The organism is candidate division WOR-3 bacterium (assembly GCA_039803545.1).
Classification (GTDB): domain Bacteria; phylum Hydrothermota; class Hydrothermia; order UBA1063; family UBA1063; genus UBA1063.
The window spans coordinates 106,370-127,340 of the sequence record JBDRYS010000001.1; the positions used below are offsets into that span (position 1 = coordinate 106,370).

20 protein-coding genes and 2 tRNA genes are annotated in these 20,971 nt (G+C 41.9%); 19 read left to right on the plus strand and 3 right to left on the minus strand.

Annotated features, from left to right (window positions below; genetic code table 11):
• Nucleotides 1-21: 21 nt before the first annotated feature.
• From ABIM45_00510 to ABIM45_00520, 3 genes are read left to right on the plus strand one after another with little or no spacing between them, the layout of a single operon-like run.
• Entirely contained in the window at nucleotides 22-1,407 is a 1,386-nt protein-coding gene (locus ABIM45_00510; GenBank protein MEO0238398.1) for a hypothetical protein, read from the plus strand.
• A 53-nt stretch (nucleotides 1,408-1,460) separates the two neighbouring features.
• Nucleotides 1,461-2,123, plus strand: coding sequence for an endonuclease III (nth, locus tag ABIM45_00515; protein ID MEO0238399.1), 663 nt, complete (start codon nucleotides 1,461-1,463; stop codon nucleotides 2,121-2,123).
• Nucleotides 2,104-3,087 (plus strand): glycosyltransferase family 9 protein, encoded by a 984-nt coding sequence (locus tag ABIM45_00520; GenBank protein MEO0238400.1) that lies wholly within the window; start codon nucleotides 2,104-2,106, stop codon nucleotides 3,085-3,087. Before nth ends, ABIM45_00520 begins: the two co-directional genes overlap by 20 nt.
• A 122-nt stretch (nucleotides 3,088-3,209) precedes the next feature.
• On the opposite strand, the gene dapF is transcribed toward ABIM45_00520, so the two are convergent.
• The 3 genes from dapF to ABIM45_00535 all read right to left on the minus strand — a co-directional run bounded on the left by dapF (nucleotide 3,210) and on the right by ABIM45_00535 (nucleotide 5,049).
• On the minus strand, nucleotides 3,210-3,971 hold the full coding sequence (gene dapF, locus ABIM45_00525) for a diaminopimelate epimerase (GenBank protein MEO0238401.1): 762 nt from the start codon (nucleotides 3,969-3,971) through the stop codon (nucleotides 3,210-3,212).
• Nucleotides 3,968-4,945: a cysteine synthase family protein gene (locus ABIM45_00530; GenBank protein MEO0238402.1), complete on the minus strand. Its 978-nt coding sequence runs from the start codon at nucleotides 4,943-4,945 to the stop codon at nucleotides 3,968-3,970. Before ABIM45_00530 ends, dapF begins: the two co-directional genes overlap by 4 nt.
• Nucleotides 4,946-4,959: 14 nt before the next feature.
• Nucleotides 4,960-5,049 (minus strand) — tRNA-Ser (locus ABIM45_00535).
• Between the two features lie 222 nt (nucleotides 5,050-5,271).
• Here ABIM45_00535 and ABIM45_00540 point away from each other — a divergent pair.
• The 16 genes from ABIM45_00540 to ABIM45_00615 all read left to right on the plus strand — a co-directional run bounded on the left by ABIM45_00540 (nucleotide 5,272) and on the right by ABIM45_00615 (nucleotide 20,970).
• On the plus strand, nucleotides 5,272-5,769 hold the full coding sequence (locus tag ABIM45_00540; GenBank protein MEO0238403.1) for a BCAM0308 family protein: 498 nt from the start codon (nucleotides 5,272-5,274) through the stop codon (nucleotides 5,767-5,769).
• 16 nt (nucleotides 5,770-5,785) lie between these two features.
• On the plus strand, nucleotides 5,786-7,168 hold the full coding sequence (locus ABIM45_00545; GenBank protein ID MEO0238404.1) for an NAD(P)/FAD-dependent oxidoreductase: 1,383 nt from the start codon (nucleotides 5,786-5,788) through the stop codon (nucleotides 7,166-7,168).
• Between the two features lie 2 nt (nucleotides 7,169-7,170).
• Complete coding sequence (locus tag ABIM45_00550; GenBank protein MEO0238405.1) at nucleotides 7,171-7,872, plus strand: DUF502 domain-containing protein; 702 nt, start codon at nucleotides 7,171-7,173, stop codon at nucleotides 7,870-7,872.
• On the plus strand, nucleotides 7,829-8,644 hold the full coding sequence (locus ABIM45_00555; GenBank protein ID MEO0238406.1) for a hemolysin family protein: 816 nt from the start codon (nucleotides 7,829-7,831) through the stop codon (nucleotides 8,642-8,644). The genes ABIM45_00550 and ABIM45_00555 overlap by 44 nt, the downstream gene beginning before the upstream one ends.
• 4 nt (nucleotides 8,645-8,648) lie before the next feature.
• Entirely contained in the window at nucleotides 8,649-8,903 is a 255-nt protein-coding gene (gene purS / locus ABIM45_00560; protein ID MEO0238407.1) for a phosphoribosylformylglycinamidine synthase subunit PurS, read from the plus strand.
• Nucleotides 8,900-9,574 carry a phosphoribosylformylglycinamidine synthase subunit PurQ gene (gene purQ, locus ABIM45_00565; protein ID MEO0238408.1) on the plus strand — a complete coding sequence of 225 codons (675 nt, stop codon included), beginning with the start codon at nucleotides 8,900-8,902 and terminating at the stop codon, nucleotides 9,572-9,574. The genes purS and purQ overlap by 4 nt, the downstream gene beginning before the upstream one ends.
• Nucleotides 9,567-11,759 (plus strand): phosphoribosylformylglycinamidine synthase subunit PurL, encoded by a 2,193-nt coding sequence (purL, locus tag ABIM45_00570; protein MEO0238409.1) that lies wholly within the window; start codon nucleotides 9,567-9,569, stop codon nucleotides 11,757-11,759. The genes purQ and purL overlap by 8 nt, the downstream gene beginning before the upstream one ends.
• Before the next feature lies 1 nt (nucleotide 11,760).
• Nucleotides 11,761-13,179 (plus strand): amidophosphoribosyltransferase, encoded by a 1,419-nt coding sequence (gene purF, locus ABIM45_00575; GenBank protein MEO0238410.1) that lies wholly within the window; start codon nucleotides 11,761-11,763, stop codon nucleotides 13,177-13,179.
• Between the two features lie 35 nt (nucleotides 13,180-13,214).
• Nucleotides 13,215-13,286: transfer RNA gene (locus ABIM45_00580), tRNA-Gly, on the plus strand.
• Between the two features lie 44 nt (nucleotides 13,287-13,330).
• On the plus strand, nucleotides 13,331-14,296 hold the full coding sequence (locus ABIM45_00585; protein MEO0238411.1) for a Gfo/Idh/MocA family oxidoreductase: 966 nt from the start codon (nucleotides 13,331-13,333) through the stop codon (nucleotides 14,294-14,296).
• Nucleotides 14,296-14,886, plus strand: a complete 591-nt coding sequence (locus ABIM45_00590; protein ID MEO0238412.1) for a DapH/DapD/GlmU-related protein — start codon at nucleotides 14,296-14,298, stop codon at nucleotides 14,884-14,886. Before ABIM45_00585 ends, ABIM45_00590 begins: the two co-directional genes overlap by 1 nt.
• A gap of 49 nt (nucleotides 14,887-14,935) precedes the next feature.
• Nucleotides 14,936-16,174, plus strand: a complete 1,239-nt coding sequence (locus ABIM45_00595; GenBank protein ID MEO0238413.1) for a tetratricopeptide repeat protein — start codon at nucleotides 14,936-14,938, stop codon at nucleotides 16,172-16,174.
• Complete coding sequence (locus tag ABIM45_00600) at nucleotides 16,161-16,667, plus strand: HNH endonuclease (protein ID MEO0238414.1); 507 nt, start codon at nucleotides 16,161-16,163, stop codon at nucleotides 16,665-16,667. The genes ABIM45_00595 and ABIM45_00600 overlap by 14 nt, the downstream gene beginning before the upstream one ends.
• Nucleotides 16,664-17,845, plus strand: a complete 1,182-nt coding sequence (locus ABIM45_00605) for a hypothetical protein (GenBank protein ID MEO0238415.1) — start codon at nucleotides 16,664-16,666, stop codon at nucleotides 17,843-17,845. The genes ABIM45_00600 and ABIM45_00605 overlap by 4 nt, the downstream gene beginning before the upstream one ends.
• A 33-nt stretch (nucleotides 17,846-17,878) precedes the next feature.
• Entirely contained in the window at nucleotides 17,879-20,029 is a 2,151-nt protein-coding gene (locus ABIM45_00610; GenBank protein MEO0238416.1) for a sodium-translocating pyrophosphatase, read from the plus strand.
• Nucleotides 20,026-20,970: a ribose-phosphate pyrophosphokinase gene (locus tag ABIM45_00615; protein MEO0238417.1), complete on the plus strand. Its 945-nt coding sequence runs from the start codon at nucleotides 20,026-20,028 to the stop codon at nucleotides 20,968-20,970. The genes ABIM45_00610 and ABIM45_00615 overlap by 4 nt, the downstream gene beginning before the upstream one ends.
• The last annotated feature ends 1 nt before the right edge of the window (nucleotide 20,971 follow it).

Sequence of the window (20,971 nt, forward strand, 5' to 3'; positions counted from 1 at the left end):
GGAGAAATTAAGGAGGTTTCTATGAAGAGGTTTTTGCCTTTGGCTATTTTAATTTTCATCATCTCCTGCGCCAAGGAGGAAGGTAATCCACTTATCAATCCTCCTGGGCAGGCTTATAGAACACAGTACAATTCCATGCAGGTGGTGGGAGATTTCCAGGGTTGGAACCTTAATGACTTTGAGAACACAAAAATGACCCTTGTGGCTGATTACCAGTGGGAGCAAATCGTTTACTTTAATGCCCCGCAGGATAGCATTAGATTTAAGTTTGTTGCCAATAGAGACTGGAACTATGCCTTCGGGACTCAGGGTCCTGACACGGGCCTTTCCGGTTATGCACAACCGAATTGCAATGGACTGGGGGATCATATAACGGCTGGACCTCTGAGGCAGGCAGGATACTGGAAATTTCAATTTAATGAAAAAACCTTAAGATATCAAATCACCTTAGTCTCCACCCCTCGGGGGAAAATTTATGGGGTTGTAGCCTTTGCTGACGATACGGTTCCGCCTTATCCTGAAGCCACTGTGAGGGTTTACAAGGACACTTTGCAGGTTGCTATGGTCAAGAGTGATACCCTTAACGGTAAATATGAGGTGAAGAATCTTGACGATGGGACTTACAAACTATTCTTCCAGGCGACGGGTTATAATCCTGAGTCGCTCACGGTTACGATCTCTGGATGGAATGAAGTTAATGCTGGTACTGTGGTATTGACTCCTTCGGCAGTAGGGGAGTATGCCTTTGCAGACGGCCCCTTTGTTAGCATAACTGTAGATGGCAATTTAAGTGATTGGCCATCAGCTGCCGTTATGGATACTATTGGAGACAGCCCCTGGGGCCTTTATGGTGATCTCGGTGCCCTTTACGTTGGACATGATGCGCAGAATCTTTACATAGGTCTTCATTATGCTGCAAGGGATAATGCTGTTATTATCTATATTAATGTAAATAACGGCGACACTACCGATGGAACCCTCGATGGAAATAACCTTGATTGGTTCCCCAGGAATTTCCAGTTCCCGGATTCTACACCCGCAGAATTTATAATTGCCAAGTGGGCATCAGCAACGCCTTATGGCCCTTATTTAAGGCATATAACTTCGGGTTCAACCACTCAAGAAGTGCCGAGCTCTGATTATTCCATTGCGGATGTACCAGATACTACGGATCCCACGGGAAGAACGAGGTTTATGGAGGTAAGGATACCTTACGATGTTCTTTACAATCTTGGACAGAGCAGGGTATTGCCCTTTGCAAAGATAAGAGTTGTAGCTGTTGTTGCTGGTGGCGACCACTGGAATGGCCCTGAGAGTTTGCCAGAAAACAGCGGTACCAATGGAAGCGGAACCCCAACTCTGCTCAGTAATATGTTTGTTGAGGTAATTGATAGAGACGGGCATTGATTTAATGGGGCGACACCCCTTCGGGGTGTCGCCCCAAAAATCTACTTTTAAAATTGGATAAAAACATCTTACAAACTATCCTCGAAATTTTACGGGAAGAACACAATAAGTGGGAAGCCCCCGTTAAAAAATTAAAGAAAAGGACAACGGATCCCTTTAAAGTTCTTGTGGCTTCGGTGATAAGTACACGTACTAAGGATGAGGTTACGGCAGAGGCCGTTGAAAGACTTTTCAAAGAGATTAATACCCCAGAGGACTTAGCAAAATTGCCAGTGGAGAAAATAGAACAATTGATTTACCCTTGCGGCTTTTATAAGACAAAGGCGAAAAACCTAAAGAAATTGGCGGAAATCCTTGTAAAGGATTACCATTCAAAAGTTCCAGATAAAATGGAGGAATTGCTTAAACTTCCAGGTGTAGGGAGGAAGGTTGCAAATATTGTTCTTTCCAGGTCCTATGGACAGCCTGCAATTGCAGTGGATACCCATGTTCACCGAATATCCAATAGATTGGGAATCGTAAAAACAAAGACGCCGGAAGAGACCGAAAAAGCCCTTCAGAAGATTCTGCCCGAGGAATGGCACAGGGATTACAATGATCTGCTGGTCGCTTTTGGCCAGACAATTTGTAAGCCCGTATCCCCCCGTTGTGATATTTGCCCTATAGAGAAATACTGCCCCAAAATTGGAGTTAAGGATGCCCGCAGAAGTAAATAAGGTTCTTGTAATAAGGCTTTCCTCTCTTGGTGACCTTGTTATTCTATCGTCTCTTGTAGAATTCCTTCACAGAAAGGGGAAGAGGATACACCTTGCACTTTACGAAGAATTTGCAGACCTTTATGAGGGTGATAATAGGATTGAGAAGATAATCCCCATTAAACGAACTTTTAAAGGTAAATGGAAAGGCTTACAAACTATTCGCAGAGAGAGCTACGACTTAGTGGTTGATGCCCATGGAAAGCTTTACCCCTTTCTTTTAACCCTTTTTAGTAGGACAAAATATCGCGTGAGGGCGAGAAAGAATTCCTGGGAGCGGAGAATGGCTGTTTTGTTTAAGAAGGAAATCCAGGAAACACCTCTTTACAAACTATTTGTAACTTCAGTTCAAAAATATGTACCCGTCGACGAAATACCGAAGCCAAAACTAATTGCAACAAAAGAACCAGAATTTGACGTGCCCAGGGAATATGCAGTACTCGTCCCTGGTGCCAGCAAATGGACGAAACGATGGCCAGTGGGGTATTACCTGGAACTTGGCAAGAGAATAGTCGAGAAATTAGGATTATCTGTGATTATTATTGGAAAGGAGAAGCTCATTGAGTTAGCCCCCGTTGGATTTATCAATTTGCAAGCGAACACGAGTTTAAGGGAGCTTCTTTATATTTTGAAGAACGCAAAGTTTGTCGTTTCCAATGACACAGGTCCTGCACACATGGCCGCGGCCATTGGCACTCCTCTTTTCGTTATTTTTGGACCAACGATCCCCGAGTTCGGTTTCAGGCCTGCCGGTGAAGGGTTTGTCAAGCTCTTTGAGAAAAAACTACCTTGTCGGCCTTGCAGTTTACACGGGCTTGATAGATGCCCTATGGAGCATTTCAAATGCATGCGGGAAATTACCCCCGAGGAGGTTTTTGGTGAAATTGAAAGATTTTACTCCGGAAGGGTTTATCAGGATCTTTGACCTCTTTGGGGTTTTCTTGGGGCTTTTGCTTTATTTATTAACCCATAGCTGGAAGTATGCCTTAGTTGGGCTCGGTGGTGTCACTTTAATCACTTCATTTTTAAGGGGATACCTTTTATTGACTAAAAAGAAGTGGCGCTAAAATATCCGTAGAAAACGAAGGATGGGCTACCACTTAAAAGGAAGTGGTTCCCTTCCTCTTTTATGCTAACTTTTCCGCCCTTTGAAATGAAAAGGGCTTGAGAGTTTACAAGCTTCAATCCCCTTAGAACACCAAAGGATGAGATTACTCCAGAGGCACAGGAGAGTGTTTCACCTACGCCCCTTTCCCAAACGCGGTAAAAAATGCCTTCCGGGGTAATTTTTAAGAAATTCACATTGGTTCTGTTTGGAAATGCACTATTTATTTCAATTTTGGGGGCAAGTTCGAAGGGGACCTCCTCTAAAAGGACAAAGTGCGGATTCCCAGCCGATTGGGTAAAATAACCCTTGACTCTTACTGATTCTAAATCAATTTCCAGTTCTTTAAATTCAAAAAGTGCCTTCTCAATCATTACCGAAATTTGGTCTTCTTCAATTTTAATAACCCTTTCGCCCGATATGGTTTTGACGTTGACGCTTCCTTTCTCTTTCTTAAATTTTTTAAGGTATAGCCCGTAGGAGAGTAGAGAATTAACACAAATTTCGGCTTCAGAACCATCGGCGTTAAAAAATCTAAGGGTGTGTTTTGTGTCGTTGTGAATTACGAGGGTATCTCCACCGACGCCAAAGTGTCTGTTAAGGACCTTTCTGGCAAAGTTGTTAATGTCCAAATCAGAAATAAACACCTCCTCAATAAAGACGAAGTCGTTACCTTGGGAGTTAAATTTGAGAAAGGGAATCATAGAAAGTTTTTAGAACGCATCCAGTCGTCATTATAAAATTTGGAGAGATATTTGAAACCGGAATCTGGTAAGATCGTCACTATTACCGACCCCAGGGGTGCAGATTCATAAACCTTCAGCGCCGCCCAGACATTAGCGCCTGAGGAACCTCCTACAAATAATCCTTCTTCTCTTGCCAGCCTGCGCGCCATAAGAAAGGCATCTTTGTCGGTTATTTGATACATATCGTCAATCACTGAAAAGTCAACATTCTTTATTAACGCGTCATCACCAAGTCCTTCCAACTCATATTCCTTAGGTTCAGCGAGCACCTTTTCTTTAAAGTAGGGATAAAATACAGACCCAACTGGGTCCACTGCAATGCACTTGATATTAGGATTTTTCTCTTTCAGAAATTTGGCGACACCTGTAAAGGTACCCCCTGTCCCAATGCCTGCTACGAAATGGGTTATTTTACCCTCCGTATCTTCCCATATCTCCTGAGCCGTTGAGTAGTAATGGGCCTTCCAGTTGTCTTCGTTATCGTGCTGGTTCACATAGAAGGAGTTTGGTGTTGTCATAGCAAGCTTTTCGGCTACTGCGTTTCTACTTTCTGGAGACCCGTGCTTTGCACTCCCTGGACAGATTATGACTTCAGCGCCGAAGGCTCTAAGATGATCAATTTTTTCTCTTGAAACCTTTTCAGTAACAGTCAGGATGACTTTAAAGCCCTTTATCGCACCGTACATAGCAAGGGCAACACCGGTATTTCCTGATGTAGCCTCAATTATGGTACCACCAGGTTTTAAATCACCTCTTTCTATTGCTCTTTCAACGGCATAAACAGCCATACGGTCTTTAATGCTTCCACCGGGATTTAAATATTCAACCTTAGCAAGGAGGAGCTTATTCTGACCGTTATCAGGCACTACTTTATTAAGCTTCACTAAGGGAGTTTTGCCTATCGCTTCTAAGATTGAGTTTAGATATTTCATCTTTAAATTTTAACCGGAGAGGGTGGGATTCGAACCCACGGTACCCCTCAACGGGGTACAACGGCTTAGCAAGCCGCCGCCTTCGACCGCTCGGCCACCTCTCCAGCCATGTAAAATTATACGGGAAAAGTGTGGTTCTAACAAAAAATTAAGGTTTATCGAGTCATTTGTGTAATTTGCTGTCTTTAAACTTATATTTGTCGCAACATCAAAATTTCATGAAAAGGGAACTTTTGCGATTACCTTTGGTGACTTCGCCGTAGTGCCCTTGGTTTGACTTTAAGCGGCATTGAATTTAAAATATACTTTAGCACGAAGGAGGTTCTATGGAGAGAAAAGATAAGATGCTGGACGTTAAGATACACGACCCCTACATGGACAAGAATATATACAAAGATCCAACAATATGCCCTACCTGTGGTCTTGTGTACCATAATAAAATGTGGAAAAAGGATGAAGAACTATCCAAGCAATTAAGAAGCGTAAAAGGAGTTGAATATAAGGATTGCCCAGCGTGCAGGAAGATAAAAGACAATTATCCCTTGGGTGTTTTGGTAATTAAGGGTGGAATCATTAATGATGAAAAAAGACTCGCCGAGGTTCAGAATCTTATTAGACATGAAGTTGAAAAAGAGTCGGTGAGTAACCCACTGGCAAGGATTATGAAAATAGATAGGTTTGATGATAGGATTGAGATCAGAACGACTACGGAGGGCTTAGCAACAAGGATTGGAAAGGCGGTTAATAGAGCCTATCAAGGGGAACTTGAGTTTGTATTTTCTGAGAGTGAAAAATTTTTAAGGGTAATTTGGCACAAGGACTAACGAGAGTAAAACTAAATTGACAAACAAATTTTACGACGTAATTATTGTTGGTAGTGGACCTGCAGGAACTTTCTCAGCCCTTGAGTTGGCCAAAAAAGGTTTGAAGGTTTTGATTTTAGAAAAGGGGGATGATCTTTTAAGGCGAAAGTGCCCAGCACTGGAAAAGCAGATCCCCTGCGTTAGATGTAAAAGTTGCTCTATCACCTCCGGCTTTGGCGGTGCTGGTGCCTTTTCCGATGGTAAAGTTACATTGAGTGCAGACGTTGGCGGGAATCTTAAGGATTTTTTGTCCCAGGAAGAGCTTGACAGGTTGTTCCAGAGCGTCATTGAGAAGCTAATAGAATTCGGTGCGCCCCGTAGGATTTATGGTTTAGATTCTGAACAGGTAGATAAAATTTATTATGAGGCGCAGAGATATGGGCTTGAGATTGTGAAGTCCAAGGTTCTCCATATGGGGACCGATAAAGGCTTTCTCGTTTTGAAGGCAATGAGGGAGGCTATAGTAAGCGAAAAGGTGGAATTTCACTGTAATGAACCAGTAGAGGACTTGATTATAAAAGATTCAAAAATCGAGGGCGTTAAGACCGTTAAGGATGAGTATTATGGAAGGTTTGTAATCCTTGCCCCCGGGCGTTCAGGTGCAGAGTGGCTATTCAAAATGTCAAAAAAGTACGGTTTTAAGACAGACACAAACCCTGTAGACATTGGAGTACGTATTGAGGTACCTGCCGAAGTTTTGAAAAAGTTAACAGATGTTTTTTATGAGCCAAAGATTATTTATTATTCCAAAAGCTTTGACGACAAAGTGAGAACCTTTTGTGTAAATCCCTACGGGGTTGTAGTGCCTGAAATGACAGAAGATGTAGTTACTGTGAACGGCCATAGCTATTCTTACCCCGTTTCTAATAATACAAACCTGGCAATCCTTGTCTCAACAAAGTTTACTCAGCCCTTTAACGACCCTGTAAGTTATGGGAAGTCCATTGCTCGGCTTGCCAACCTCCTTACCGGAAGTGTGATAATTCAGAGGTATGGGGATCTAAAACTCGGGAGGCGTTCTACGGAGGAGAGGATCAAAAGGAGCATCGTAAAACCCACATATCTGGGTGCTGTCCCAGGGGATTTAAGCTTTGCATTGCCCTACCGGTATCTCTCCAGCATAAAGGAGATGCTTGACCAGCTTGACAAGCTTGTTCCAGGAATGGCTGACGACGGGAACCTCATTTACGGAGTTGAAGTTAAGTTTTATTCCGCAAGGATTAAGGTTACGAGGGATTTTGAGATTGAAGGCATTCAAAATCTGTTTGTCGCCGGTGATGGGGCTGGGATTACAAGAGGCCTTTCTCAAGCAGCAGTTTCTGGGATTTTGGTTGCCAACTCTATTCTAAAGAAGGTATAAAAATGCCCCAAAAATTTCTTCAAAGGTTAAAAGATTCTTTCACAAAGGAAAACTTAAGGCAGGATTTTATCGCTGGTCTTGTCGTTTTGGGACCACTGGTTTTGACTTTATATATTCTTTCGGTTGTGATCTCACTTTTCGGGAACTTTTTTGCCCAGCTTATTTTGCTTCTCCCCTTTGTCCGCGAAATACCACCCTTTTTAAAGACCCTGATTGGGCTTTTTATCGGGTTAGTTCTCCTATACCTTGCCGGACTTTCAGTGAGACTCTTTTTTGGCTTCGAACTTGAGAATTATATCAACCGTCTGATGAGTAGAATTCCCCTTGTGAGAACAATTTACAATGCTTCGAGGGAGTTAGTGAAATTCATAGGTAGTTCGCAGGAAAGGAAAGTTACATCGGGTAAGGTTGTTTTGTTCACTATTGGGGATGAAGGACCATTTCTCCTGGGATTCTTAACAAAAGAAGAGCCTTTTGAAAAGGATGGGAAAAGGTACTACATGGTGTTCTCTCCAACTGTTCCCAACCCAACCACGGGTTTTTATTTGATTGTGGAAGAGAAAAGGTTGGCTTTTCTTGATATGGATTTTAATGAAGCCTTTAAAATCATAATGACGGCAGGAATTGGTTTAGATCGTGAAGGAGGTGAAAAATTAAAAAATGGGCTTGCGAGCTTATTTGAAAAGGTTAATAAGAAAAATTAAAGGGCAAGAACTAAAAATCGAAGAGCTGGTTGAACTGTTCGAAGAATTGAAGGCACAGGAGATTCTTCAAAGCAGCGTTGTGGAAATTATCCAGTCAATTCTCGAGTTAAGTGATAGACAGATTGAGGAGATTATGGTTCCGAGGATAGATATGGTTTACATAAGTAGCGACGCCACTTTGAAAGATGCAGTGAAAGTCTACAGGAAGAGGGGTTTTTCGAAGCTCCCTGTAGTAAAAGAGCGGACTGACAATGTAATTGGAATTCTTTACATTAAAGAACTTCTAAAACACCTTGACGAACTTGAATCCTTAAAGGTTGCCGACTTGGCAAAACCTGTTCACTACATCCCTTACTCTAAAAAAATTCTCGACACTTTAAAGGAAATGCAAAAGAAGCACATTTCTATTGCCATAGTGGTCGACGAGTTTGGATCGGTGGCAGGACTTGTGACCTTAGAAGACATACTGGAGGAAATCGTCGGAGAGATTTACGAAGAGTTTGATAAGGAAGAGGTGTTAATAAGGGAACTGGAGGATGGGAGTTTTTTAGTTAACGCGAAGGTTGATCTGTATGAGGCTTCGGAAAAACTTGGGGTTGAGCTCGAAAGCGAAGAGGTGAATACCCTTGGAGGATATATCATTGAAAATCTTGAGAGAGTTCCGGAAGTAGGGGAAAAATTTGTTATAGGTCCTCTTGAGTTTGAGGTAATTGATTCGACGCAGCAGAGGATTAAGGAATTAAAAGTAAGAGTTCTGAAGAAGGAGGAATAAGTTAATGCCGGATTTTAGGGTGTCGGTAATAGTGAGGATGAGGGAGGATTTGCCGGAACCACAGGGGATGGCCTTAGAAAAAGTTCTTAAACGCCTTGGCTACGATAAGATAAGAGAAATAAGGGTAGGAAAGGTTATCGAGTTTAATGCCAGTGGTGAAAGTAAGGAAGAGGTTAAAAAAGTAGTTGAGAACCTGGCAAAATCGATTTTTTCCAACCCTGTTATTGAGGATTTTGAAATAAGGATTGAGGAGCAATGAGAGCAGGAGTTGTAATTTTCCCAGGGACAAACTGTGAAACCGAAACTTACTATGTTTTAAAAGATATCGTGGGTTTTGATACTTACTATGTATGGCATGAAGAAACCTCGCTAAACAAGTTTTCCCTTGTGGTGCTACCGGGTGGCTTTTCCTATGGGGATTACTTGAGACCTGGTGCAATGGCCAAAGTTTCACCAGTTGTGGAGTCTATAATGGATTACGTTGAAAAAGAAAAGGGTTTTGTTATTGGAATCTGTAATGGGTTTCAAATACTTACAGAGGCGGGGCTTCTCTTAGGCGGTCTAATTAGAAATAAAAATCTGAAGTTTATTTGCAAGGATGTGACCCTTAAAGTAGTTAATAACGAGTTGCCTTTTACGCATAAATTTGAAAAAGACGAGGTTATTGTAATCCCTATAGCTCATATGGATGGCAGATTTGTCGCTCACAAGGACGAGCTTGAATATCTGATCAAAAAGAATTTGATCTTCCTAAAGTACGAAGGGGAGAATCCGAACGGCTCCCTTTTAAATATAGCGGGAATAACCAATGAAAAAAGAAATGTCTTTGGGATGATGCCACATCCTGAAAGGAACTCGGAAAAACTTCTTGGAACTGGGGATGGTTTAAAATTTTTCCTTTCAATTAAGGAGTATCTTGAAAATGGATAAAGAGATAATTGAAAGGCACGGTTTTACTGAAGAGGAATATCAAAAAATCGTAGAGATTTTAGGTAGAGAACCAAACCTATTGGAGCTTGGGATTTTCTCAACCCAGTGGTCAGAGCATTGCAGTTATAAATCTTCGAAGCCCTACCTTAAGGGACTTCACACTTCAGGTAGGTACGTTTTACAAGGTCCTGGAGAAAATGCGGGAGTCGTGGAGCTAAAAAACGGATACATTCTGGCTTTTAAGGTGGAAAGTCACAATCATCCTTCAGCCGTTGAACCATTTCACGGGGCTGCTACCGGGGTTGGTGGAATAGTTCGAGATATTCTTTCCATGGGAGTGAGGCCTGTGGCCCTTATGGATTCACTGAGATTTGGAGAGTTAGATGATCCACACGTAAAGCATCTCTTTGAGGGGGTAGTGAGCGGCATATCCTTTTATGGAAATTGTATTGGTGTTCCCTGTGTGGCGGGCGATGTTTACTTTGAAGCACCTTTTAAGGAAAATTGTCTCGTCAATGCCTGCTGTGTGGGCATAGGGAAAAAAGAAGATTTGAAAAAAGGCCTTGCCCAGGTACCTGGTAGTCTCCTTCTCCTTGTAGGTTCAAAAACGGGAAGAGAAGGCATACACGGTGCGACCTTTGCCTCTGATACTCTGGAAGGGCCTAAGGAAGAGAAAAGGCCCAGCGTTCAAATCGGTGATCCCTTCCTTGAAAAGCTTTTAATTGAAGCCCTTCTTGAGGTTAATCAGTTTAAGGAACTTATAGGGATGCAGGATCTTGGTGCGGGGGGCCTTTCCACAACACCGGGGGAAATGGCGGCTCGAGGAAATGTGGGAGTGGAGATTCAGATTGAAAAAATCCCGGTAAAGTCTGAAAGAATGACGCCCTATGAGATAATGCTTTCAGAGACACAGGAAAGATTTTTATTGTGCATTAAGAAGGGAAGCGAAGAGAAGTTCAAAAAGGTTTTTAAGAAATGGGGGCTTGAAGCGGAGGTCATAGGGAGGGTTATAGAAGAGAAGGTCTTTAGAATTAAGAAAGGCGAGGAAGTTCTTGCAGAGATTCCTATTGAAGGTCTTGTAAATGGTGTTCCTATAAGACAGTTGCCGATGAAGGAGCCTGAGTATATTCAAAAGCTTAAAAGTATAGATATTTCTGTGTATAAGGCCTCTGATATTGGATCTTCCTTTAAGAAACTTCTTGCTTCTCCCAATATCGCCTCTAAAAGATGGGTGTATCAGCAGTATGATCACACTGTAAGGGGTGATACGGTGATTGTTCCAGGAAGGGCAGATGCATCTGTTTTGAGGATAAAAGGCGAATCCTTCGGTATTGCAATTACTATGGATGGTAATGCTCGGTATTGCTACCTTGATCCCTATGAAGGAGGAAAGATTGCTGTTGCCGAGGCTGCAAGGAATCTTATTGCCGTTGGAGCTGAACCAATGGCAATTACCGACGGTTTAAATTTTGGTAATCCCGAAAATCCAGAGGTTTATTGGACCTTTGTAAAGGTAATTCAGGGGTTGAATGAGGCAGCTAAAGCCTTAGATATTCCAATAATTTCAGGAAATGTGAGCTTTTATAATGAAACCCCGGAATACCGTATTTATCCAACTCCCATTGTTGGAATGGTAGGAATGATTGAGAACATAAATGAGATAATCGATATGTCTGTCAAAAGTCCTGGTGATTTTCTAATTTTAATAGGTAAGGAATCTGGAAAGGCAGGTGGTAGTGAGTATTTGAAGGTCTTACACGGTTTAATTGGTGGTGAAATCGACACAATTGATCTTAATTTTGAGAAAAAATTGCAGAGAACTATTTTATCCCTTGCAAGAGATGGTCTCTTAAGAAGTGTTCATGATGTTTCTGAAGGCGGCCTTTTGACTGCTTTATTTGAGAAGCTTCTATGGTCACGAAGAGGGGCCGTAGTTGAGGTTCCTGAAATGAGTGAATATTATCTCTTCGGTGAATGGCAATCCAGGTTTCTTGTTTCCTGCAGTCCAGCCCAGAGGAACCAGGTTGTGGAAAGGTTGAAAAATAGTGACATTCCATACAAAGAGATGGGGCTTGTTACTGGAGATCGGGAGTTAGTGGTCTCTGCTCCTCAGGGGAGTATAACCTGGAATTTAGAGGAACTGAAAGAGATTTATCTTTATTCGATCGATAATTTGATGGGCTGAAATGAGAGAATATTGCGGAATCGCCGGTGTAGTGAGTAAAAAAGGTAAGAATGTTGCAGACCTTTTGTATCTTGCACTCTTTTCTTTACAACATAGAGGGCAAGAGTCTGCAGGTATAGTGACTTACGGAAAAGACGGTTATAAATTCCACCGGGGTTTTGGACAGGTTAAAGAAGTTTTCACTTTAGAGATATTAAATAGATTAGAAGGTTATGCAGGAATTGGGCATACAAGATACTCCACTGTTGGAAGTTCGAACAATTTTAATAACATTCAACCTCTTTACGTGGTATCGAGAAATCGTTTTATCGCAGTGGCTCATAATGGTACTTTGACCAACTATAAAGAACTGAGAGCCGAACTGGAATCTCGTGGTTACGTTTTTCACTCCACAACGGACTCTGAGATTTTCCTTTACCTATTTTCAATGTACGATGGGTTGTCTATTGAGGAAAAATTCCTGAATATTTTTAGAAAAGTAAAGGGTGCTTATTCTTTGCTCTTCTTGATTGACGATACGATCTATTTTTTGAGGGATCCATGGGGATTTAGACCCTTAGTTTATGGAGAGAACGGTGATTACTTCATGGTGGCGTCTGAAACACCGGCCTTGAGACACGCTGGCATATTTGATTTTAGAGAATTAAAGCCTGGTGAACTGGGTGTTTTTAGGAATGGTAAGTTAGAGGTGAGACGGCTTGTTTCGTCAAGGAAGAAGGAACAATGTGTATTTGAATTAATTTACTTTTCCCGTCCCGACTCTGTTACCTTTGGGAAGAACGTTTATAAATTTCGAAGGGAATGCGGTAGGGAGCTTGCATTATTGGAGACTCATGAAGTTGATATAGTGGTCCCCGTTCCTGACTCTGGACTCCCCGCCAGTGTAGGATATGCATCCCAGATTGGTAAACCTTTAGAGTTCGGGCTAATGCGCAGTCATTACACTGGCAGGAGTTTTATTGAACCTTATGATAGGGATAAGAAAGTCAGGATGAAGTTGATTCCCATTCAGGAGGTTTTAAGAGGGAAACGTGTGGCATTAATTGATGATTCCCTTGTTCGCGGTACGACCTCAAAGGAGATTGTAAAACTTTTAAGGGAGAATGGGGCCCGCGAGGTGCATCTGCGTTTCGCTTCACCCCCTATTGTGGCCCCCTGCTTTTTTGGGATTGATATTCCGACTAAGGAAGAGCTTCTGGCATCCTCTCACACCTTAAGAGAACTTACTGAGATTCTCGAGGCCGACTCTGTTATGTATTTACCTATGAGCAGGCTAAAAAGGGTGTTAAATGGCGAGTGGTCGGAGTTTTGTTTTTCTTGTTTCACCGGTCAATACAACCAAGATGCGGTTCCAGATTTCATCTTGAAAGAATTTTCAAACTACAATCCTCCAATTCTGAGTGAAATTGAGGGTTATTGACTGTGCCTCTCTTTGATGCTATAATATTAATACAAGCGGGAGTAGTTCAGCGGTAGAACATCACCTTGCCAAGGTGAGGGTCGCGGGTTCAAGTCCCGTCTCCCGCTTTTTTTATTTTGAATAGACTTCACTATCCCTTCATAATTAACCCATGCAAGTAGCGCTTATTGGAGCAGGTTATTGGGGAAAAAATATTTTGAGAAATCTCAAAGAGCTCGGGTTTCTCCATTGTGTATATGACAGCTCGCCAGAAAGGGTTTTGGAACTTAAAGTGCAACACCACGATCTCACCTTTTGCGAATCAATGGAGCAGATATTCGAGGACCCTTCAATAAAGGCAGTTTGTATCGCTACCCCCGCTTCTACTCATTATTCAGTGGTTAAAAGCGCACTACTGGCAGGCAAGGATGTATTTGTGGAAAAACCGCTTGCTCTTTCTACTAAAGAAGCCGAAGAACTCATTGAAATCTCTGAAAAATATGGAAGGATTTTGATGGTGGGGCACATTCTGAGATATCATCCTGCTATTTCAAAGTTGAAAGAGTTGATAGACAACGGGGTTCTTGGGAAGATTAATTATGTCTATTCCAATAGGTTAAACATAGGTAAGTTGAGAAATGAAGAAAATATCCTCTGGAGTTTTGCTCCTCACGATATTTCGGTGATTCTACACCTTGTAGGTGAAGAGCCTATGAAAGTGGAAGCCTTTGGTGGAGATTATGTGCAACAAGGTATATATGACGTGACGGTCACCCATTTAGAATTCCCAAAGGGTATAAAAGGGCACGTTTTCGTGAGTTGGCTCCATCCCTTTAAAGAGCAAAAACTGGTCGTTGTTGGTTCGGCTAATATGGCTGTTTTTGACGATCTAAGTGACGAAAAACTTTTCCTTTATCCTCATAGAATAAAATTTGAAAACTCAGTTCCGGTGGCCGAGAAGGCTGAAAGGGTTGTCGTTCCGGTGGAAAGGGCTGAACCCTTGAAGGAAGAGCTCAAGCATTTCTTAAATTGCTGTGAGACAAGAGAAAGGCCTAAAACCGACGGATATGAAGGATTAAGGGTTTTAAAGGTTCTTGAAAAGGCGCAGGAAAGCCTTAACTTAAAAAGGAGGGCTTAATGGAAGAAAAGAAGTATTTTGTCCATCCATCAAGCTATATAGATGAGAATGTGGAGATTGGCGAAGGGACAAAGATATGGCACTTTTGTCATATCCTGAGAAACACAAAAATTGGGAAAAATTGTGTTCTTGGGCAAAATGTAATGGTGGGTCCTAATGTCGTCATCGGTAATAGGTGTAAAATTCAGAATAATGTTAGTGTCTATGAGGGAGTCGAACTTGAAGATGACGTTTTCTGCGGTCCATCTATGGTTTTTACAAATGTGATAAATCCAAGGGCTTTCATCGAGAGAAAGCATGAGTTTAAGAAAACCTTAGTGAAAAAGGGCGCGACGATTGGTGCCAATGCGACTATAGTATGCGGTGTAACAATTGGAAGGTATGCTTTAGTAGGGGCTGGGGCAGTGGTTACAAAAGACGTTCCTGATTATGCCTTGGTGGTGGGTGTTCCTGCAAGGCAAATAGGATGGGTTTGTAAATGTGGAAATACCCTTAAAAATCGGAAGGAAGATAAGTTGGTGTGCTCCAGTTGTGGAAGTGAATATGTAGAAAAAGACGGAAAATTGATACCTGTTGTCGAAAAGGTTTGAAGCAATATTTTCTGAACCTTATAATTACTTAACAAATGGAGGTGGTAGGATGAAAAGGTTTCTCTTAAGTTTAATCCTTTTAGGTGGTGTAGCCTTTGCGCAGCAACAGCAGGAACAACCTGTTGACTCTGCCAAGATATGGCTTTCCATTGGTAGAGACTACTTAAATAAAAACATGTTTGAAGATGCCATAAGGAACTTCAAGAGATCTTTGCGTTGTAATCCCAATTTTATCCCTGCTTATCTGGAGCTGGCAAAAGCTTACATTGGAGTGGGAACCTCTTACATTTCGAGAGGCGTCAGTGACACTGGATATATGTACATTGATTCAGCAGAGGTGATTTACAAGAAGATACAAACAATTGATTCCACTGATTCCAGGGGATTACAGGGACTTGGCTTTATTTATAGTGTAATCAAAAAAGATTACAACAAAGCCATCGAATACTACAAGGCTGCCCTGGCAATTCAGCCTGATAATGTAGACGCCTTATATGGGCTTGCTAAGGTGTATCAAAACATAGGTGAAAAGTTGACGGCTGACAGTGTTTACAAGGCTGCGATAAGTAAAAATCCCAACAGTGTTGGTATTAACTACTCTTACGGATTGTTCTTGGTTGAATTAGGGAGATACGATGAAGCAATTCCCTATCTTGAGAAGGCCTATCAGTTGGGAATAGAAGACAAAGACAAGGAAAAAGAAGTCCTTCTTGCATTGGTCAAATCAGGTATTGAGGGTGGAAAAAATAAAAAAGAGTTATATCAGAAAGTGCTGCCTTATGCTGATATTCTGATTCAAGGGGACTCTACAAATTACGTCTATTACATTAATAGAGGGGATCTCTATGCCGGAATGGGGAAAACCTCTCTTGCGCTTAAGGATTATGATACCGCTATTTCTCTTTCTAATAACAACCCGGTGGCTATTTTGAAAAAGGCCATGTATCTTACCTATGATTTGAAACGTTATAATGACGCTATACCTGTGATCCAAAAGCTCCTTGCACAACCCGATTTGAGTGATTACTACAAAGCTTTAGGATACTTCTTGCTTGGTGATGCCTACTTTGGCGTTGCCAATGCGACGTATCAGAGTGCAAAAGCTAAGAATAGCAGACCTGGCGCAGGTGATGCAGTAAGGTACTATGAGATGGCGAAGGACGCTTATAGTAATGCTTTGAAATATGCCGATCCTTCTCTGAGGGATCAAATATCAAAGAGGTTAGATTTGGCAGAGAACAATAGGTCCAAGGCCTTTGGAGTGTGGAAAGGAATTGAGCCGTGGTGAAGTTTTATTGTTAAACTACGATTATACACCTTTAAATGTTCTTAATTTAAGAAAAGCGGTCAGGTTAGTAATTTTAAAAAAGGCGGAGCCGATATACTATAAAGACGGTCTTTACTGGCGTTCTGAGAGTTTAACCCTGAGATTGCCAAGTGTGATAAGGTTACGGTATCATATTCCTTTGAAATATCGAGAAGTTCCACTAAATAAGAAAAACATTTTGCGAAGGGATAATTACACCTGCCAGTATTGTGGAACCACTGAAGGCCCCATGACCGTTGATCATGTCATACCGAAGAGGCTTGGCGGGGGTGATACCTGGGATAATCTAGTTTGTGCCTGTTTCCGATGCAATAATAGAAAGGGAGACAGTACCCCTGAAGAGGTTGGAATGAAGCTCTTAAGGCCACCTAAAAAGCCAACTTATTTGACCCTTTTGTTTTCCTCAATAAAGGTACCAGACAGCAGATGGAAAGAATTTCTTTTTGAGTTGTGAACTTTCTTCTTTCAGTTTTTTTGGCTTTAAACTGTATTTCTATTCATTCAAAAATTGTTTCACAGAATTTTGTAGATTCAATCAAGAAGAATCTTCCCGACACGCTCTCTGACTCGGCCATTGTGCCGATCGTGGTCAAGAAGCTGATTGACTACCTTGAGGGTGTGGGTGTTATCGATCCACAAATTGAGGTATGGAGGGAGGAAAAGGGTATCTCTTTTTTTGTAAAAAACGAAAAAGTGAAACCCATTTCCCGAGTTTATTTCGATCTAAAGGGAGAAAGGAAAAGTTTCAGTTATCTAAATACCTTCCTGAAAAACGGTTTTTTCTTAAGAGAGCATTTTTCGAGGACATCGAGATTTTTTGATAGGCTGGAAATCTTTGAAGTAAGAAACTACTATTTTTTACGAAGTGATGGAGAATACAGTTTAATTCTGGGAATTAGTAACTCATCCCCGCCGCCACTGTTTGTCGGGGGGATGGAGAATGGCAGGTTGTGGTTTAAAAGCGCAATTAATTGCTCCAATCTCTATTATTTCCCTTTTCGCTTTGTAGTGGATTTTTTATTTTTGGGAAGCGGTATTCAAAGTTTGAGAGGAAAAGCTGTTTTTCCTGTTGATATAACGCATAGTTTATACTTGTCGACAGAGATATGGAGCGATTCCTTTGATCTTAATTATGGGTTAGCTTTTGGAAAGATTATTGACGTAGGAAGGGCACAATTTTTTATCCGTGCTGGGCAAAGGGGGAAGGTCAATTACGGTGTTAGCACCTCAGCGGAGTTTTCTGAATTTGATATGGTATTGAGGGTGGAGAAGGCAAGCTATTTAAAGCACCTTATATTTGTAGAATATGAGACGAAAAGGAGTGTGGGTCCCGGCCTTGTTTTCTTAAAAACCAATTTAGAAGGCAACTACCCTATTGAAGGTGGAGGCTCATTACTGTCTAATGGGGTACCTTACTTTAAAGTATTTCTAAAGATAAATAACTTAAGTGTTTATAAAACCTTTTTTGCGGTTAACTATTATGGCATCAACTTTAGGTTGCCCACTAAAAGTGGGGTTTTACACCTCGGTCTCTCGTACCCCTCCTCGGGTAAATCTTTCAGGGATTTAGAATTTAATTTTGGACTTTCGAAAAAATCAATTTTGTTTGACTATCTTTCAACATTTTATTAAAATTATCAAACTTCAAAATTAAAAGGGGGTTGCATGAATTATTTCTATTTATACTGGTTTGCTCCAATTGGTTCTATCTTTGCACTCTTATTTGCATTATACCTTACCAAATCTGTATTGTCAGAGGATGAAGGAACAGACAGGATGAGGGAAATAGCAACAGCTGTGAGGGAAGGTGCTACTGCCTACCTTAAACGGCAGTACTCCGTTGTAGCCATTTTCTTTGCAGTAACCTTCTTAATCCTTCTCGCCCTTGCACTAAGAGGATTACAACCCATTTTTGTACCTTTTGCCTTTCTCACGGGTGGCTTCTTCTCAGGACTTTCAGGTTTCATTGGCATGAGTATTGCTACGAGGGCCAGCTCTCGAACTGCTAATGCTGCTACGAGAAGTTTGAATGATGCCCTTAGGGTCGCTTTTAAAGCCGGCGCTGTAATGGGGATGGTAGTAGTAGGCTTAGCCCTTCTGGACATAAGCATTTGGTTTGCTTTTCTTAAATGGTTTTATGGCAGTGTTAAGGGTTTAAGTGGAAACGAACTCATTGATGCAATTACCTTTACAATGTTAAGCTTTGGAATGGGTGCATCATCTCAGGCCCTTTTTGCTCGTGTGGGAGGCGGAATCTTCACAAAGGCGGCAGATGTGGGTGCTGACCTTGTCGGTAAAGTTGAGGCTGGTATACCCGAAGATGACCCCAGAAATCCTGCCGTTATTGCAGACAATGTAGGTGATAACGTTGGTGATGTTGCAGGTATGGGTGCCGACCTTTATGAATCTTATGCGGGCTCCATTATTGCCACCATGTCCCTTGCTGCTGCCGCAAAGCTCGGTATGAGGGGTGTGGCTCTCCCCATGGTAATTGCAGGCGTCGGAGTGATTTCATCTATTATTGGAACATTCCTCGTTAAGACGAAAGAGGATGCTACACAGAAAGCGCTACTCACGGCTTTGAGAAGGGGTGTATGGAGCTCTGCAGTCCTTGTTGTGATTATAAGTTTTATAGCGTGTAAATTCATTCTTCCATCGGAGGATTTTGGAATTTTCTGGGCGATTATTGCGGGCCTTGCAGCCGGTGTGATTATCGGTTATTTTACAGAGTATTTCACATCAGATAATTACAAACCAACGGTGAATGTTGCTAAGGCATCCCTAACTGGTCATGCGACCGTAATAATAGAAGGCATCGCGAATGGTATGTATTCAACTTTTATTCCCGTTATAACGGTGGTTGCAGCGATTCTTATCAGCTATTTTGTATCCGGTGGACTTCATGATCCTAATCTTGGCCTTTATGGGATAGGTCTTTCTGCAGTTGGAATGCTCTCAACTCTTGGTATTACTCTCGCTACGGATGCCTACGGGCCAGTTGCCGACAATGCGGGCGGCAATGCGGAAATGTCTCATCTCCCTGAGGAAGTTAGAAAAAGAACTGATGCCCTTGATGCCCTTGGAAATACAACGGCTGCCACCGGAAAGGGTTTTGCAATAGGTTCTGCTGCGTTAACTGCTCTTGCCTTAATAGCAGCTTATAGAAACGACATATTAACCTGGACCAGTAGGTTAAATGTTTCCAATGTAGGGGCTTTCCTTAAGTTAATAGAGCCTACTTTAACGGAGCCTGTAGTTATAGGTGGACTTTTCATAGGAGCGTTGATGCCCTTCTTATTCTCCTCGTTGACTCTGAAGGCCGTTGGAAGGGCTGCACAAAGTATCGTCGCTGAGGTGAGAAGGCAATTTAAAGAAATTCCTGGACTTCTTGAAGGGAAGGCAAGACCTGATTACGGGAGAGCAGTTTATCTGGTAACCAAGGCAGCCCAGAGAGAAATGATTGCCCCTGCTTTACTCGCTATTGTTGTGCCGATAGTCGTTGGTATTTTAATGGGGCCTGGTGGTGTCGTGGGACTGTTGGCTGGTGCCCTTGCTTCGGGTTTCGTTCTTGCCCTCTTTATGGCAAATTCTGGTGCCTCCTGGGATAATGCAAAAAAATATATTGAAAAGGGTAACTTTGGTGGTAAAGGTAGTGATGCCCACAAGGCTGGTGTGACGGGAGACACTGTGGGAGATCCCTTTAAAGATACTGCCGGTCCTTCTTTGAATATTTTGATAAAGCTTATGTCAATGGTTTCAATTGTATTTGCAGGGTTTGTTGTTAAATACTCTTTAATAAGGTTTTTGATAAAATGACAAATCCAGGTGAGATAAAGCTTATTAGCGGCAGTAATTCAAGAAAGTTGATGGAAGCAATTGCTGATTACTTGAAAATTGAGCCATGTGCCTATGAAGTGACCAGATTTAAAGATGGCGAAATCCGGGTTCAAATAAAGGAAAGTGTAAGAGGGCACGATGTCTTTATAATTCAGTCAACGGAGCCCCCTGCCGATAATTTACTGGAACTTTTGCTTTTGGTTGATGCTGCAAAAAGGGCTTCCGCAAAGCGGATTACAGCGGTTATCCCGTACTTTGGTTATGCAAGGCAGGATAGGAAGGATCAGCCAAGGGTTCCCATTTCTGCTAAGCTTGTGGCCAATTTGATCCAGGTCGCAGGAACTTCGAGGGTCTTGACCTTAGACCTCCACGCCGATCAGATTCAAGGGTTTTTTGACATCCCTGTAGATAACTTATATGCTACCCCCGTTTTTAAAGAGTATTTCAAGAATCTTGATCCTTCTATGGATATAGTAGTTGCTCCAGATGTAGGTGCTACAAAGAGGGCAAGGGCAGTGGCTCGTCGGCTTGGCGATGTCCCAATTGCGCTAATAGATAAAAGAAGGCCTGAACCTAATAAAGCTGAAGTAATGAATATTGTGGGTGACGTAAAAGGAAAGAGGTGTCTTATCGTAGATGATATTATTGATACGGGAAATACGCTGGTGGAGGCTGCGAGGGCTTTGTTAAGTAGCGGAGCTTCTGAGGTGAAGGCGGTTGCAACCCATGCACTCTTCTCTGATAATTGTGTAGAAAAATTGGAAAATTCAGATCTTTCAGAAGTAGTAGTCACAGATTCCATTCCAAGGGCTTACCATGTTAAGAGCAACAAAATAAAGATACTATCTGTTGCACCTTTGATAGGTGATGCAATTAGGAGAATACATGAGGAGCAGTCAGTAAGCTCTTTATTTATATAAA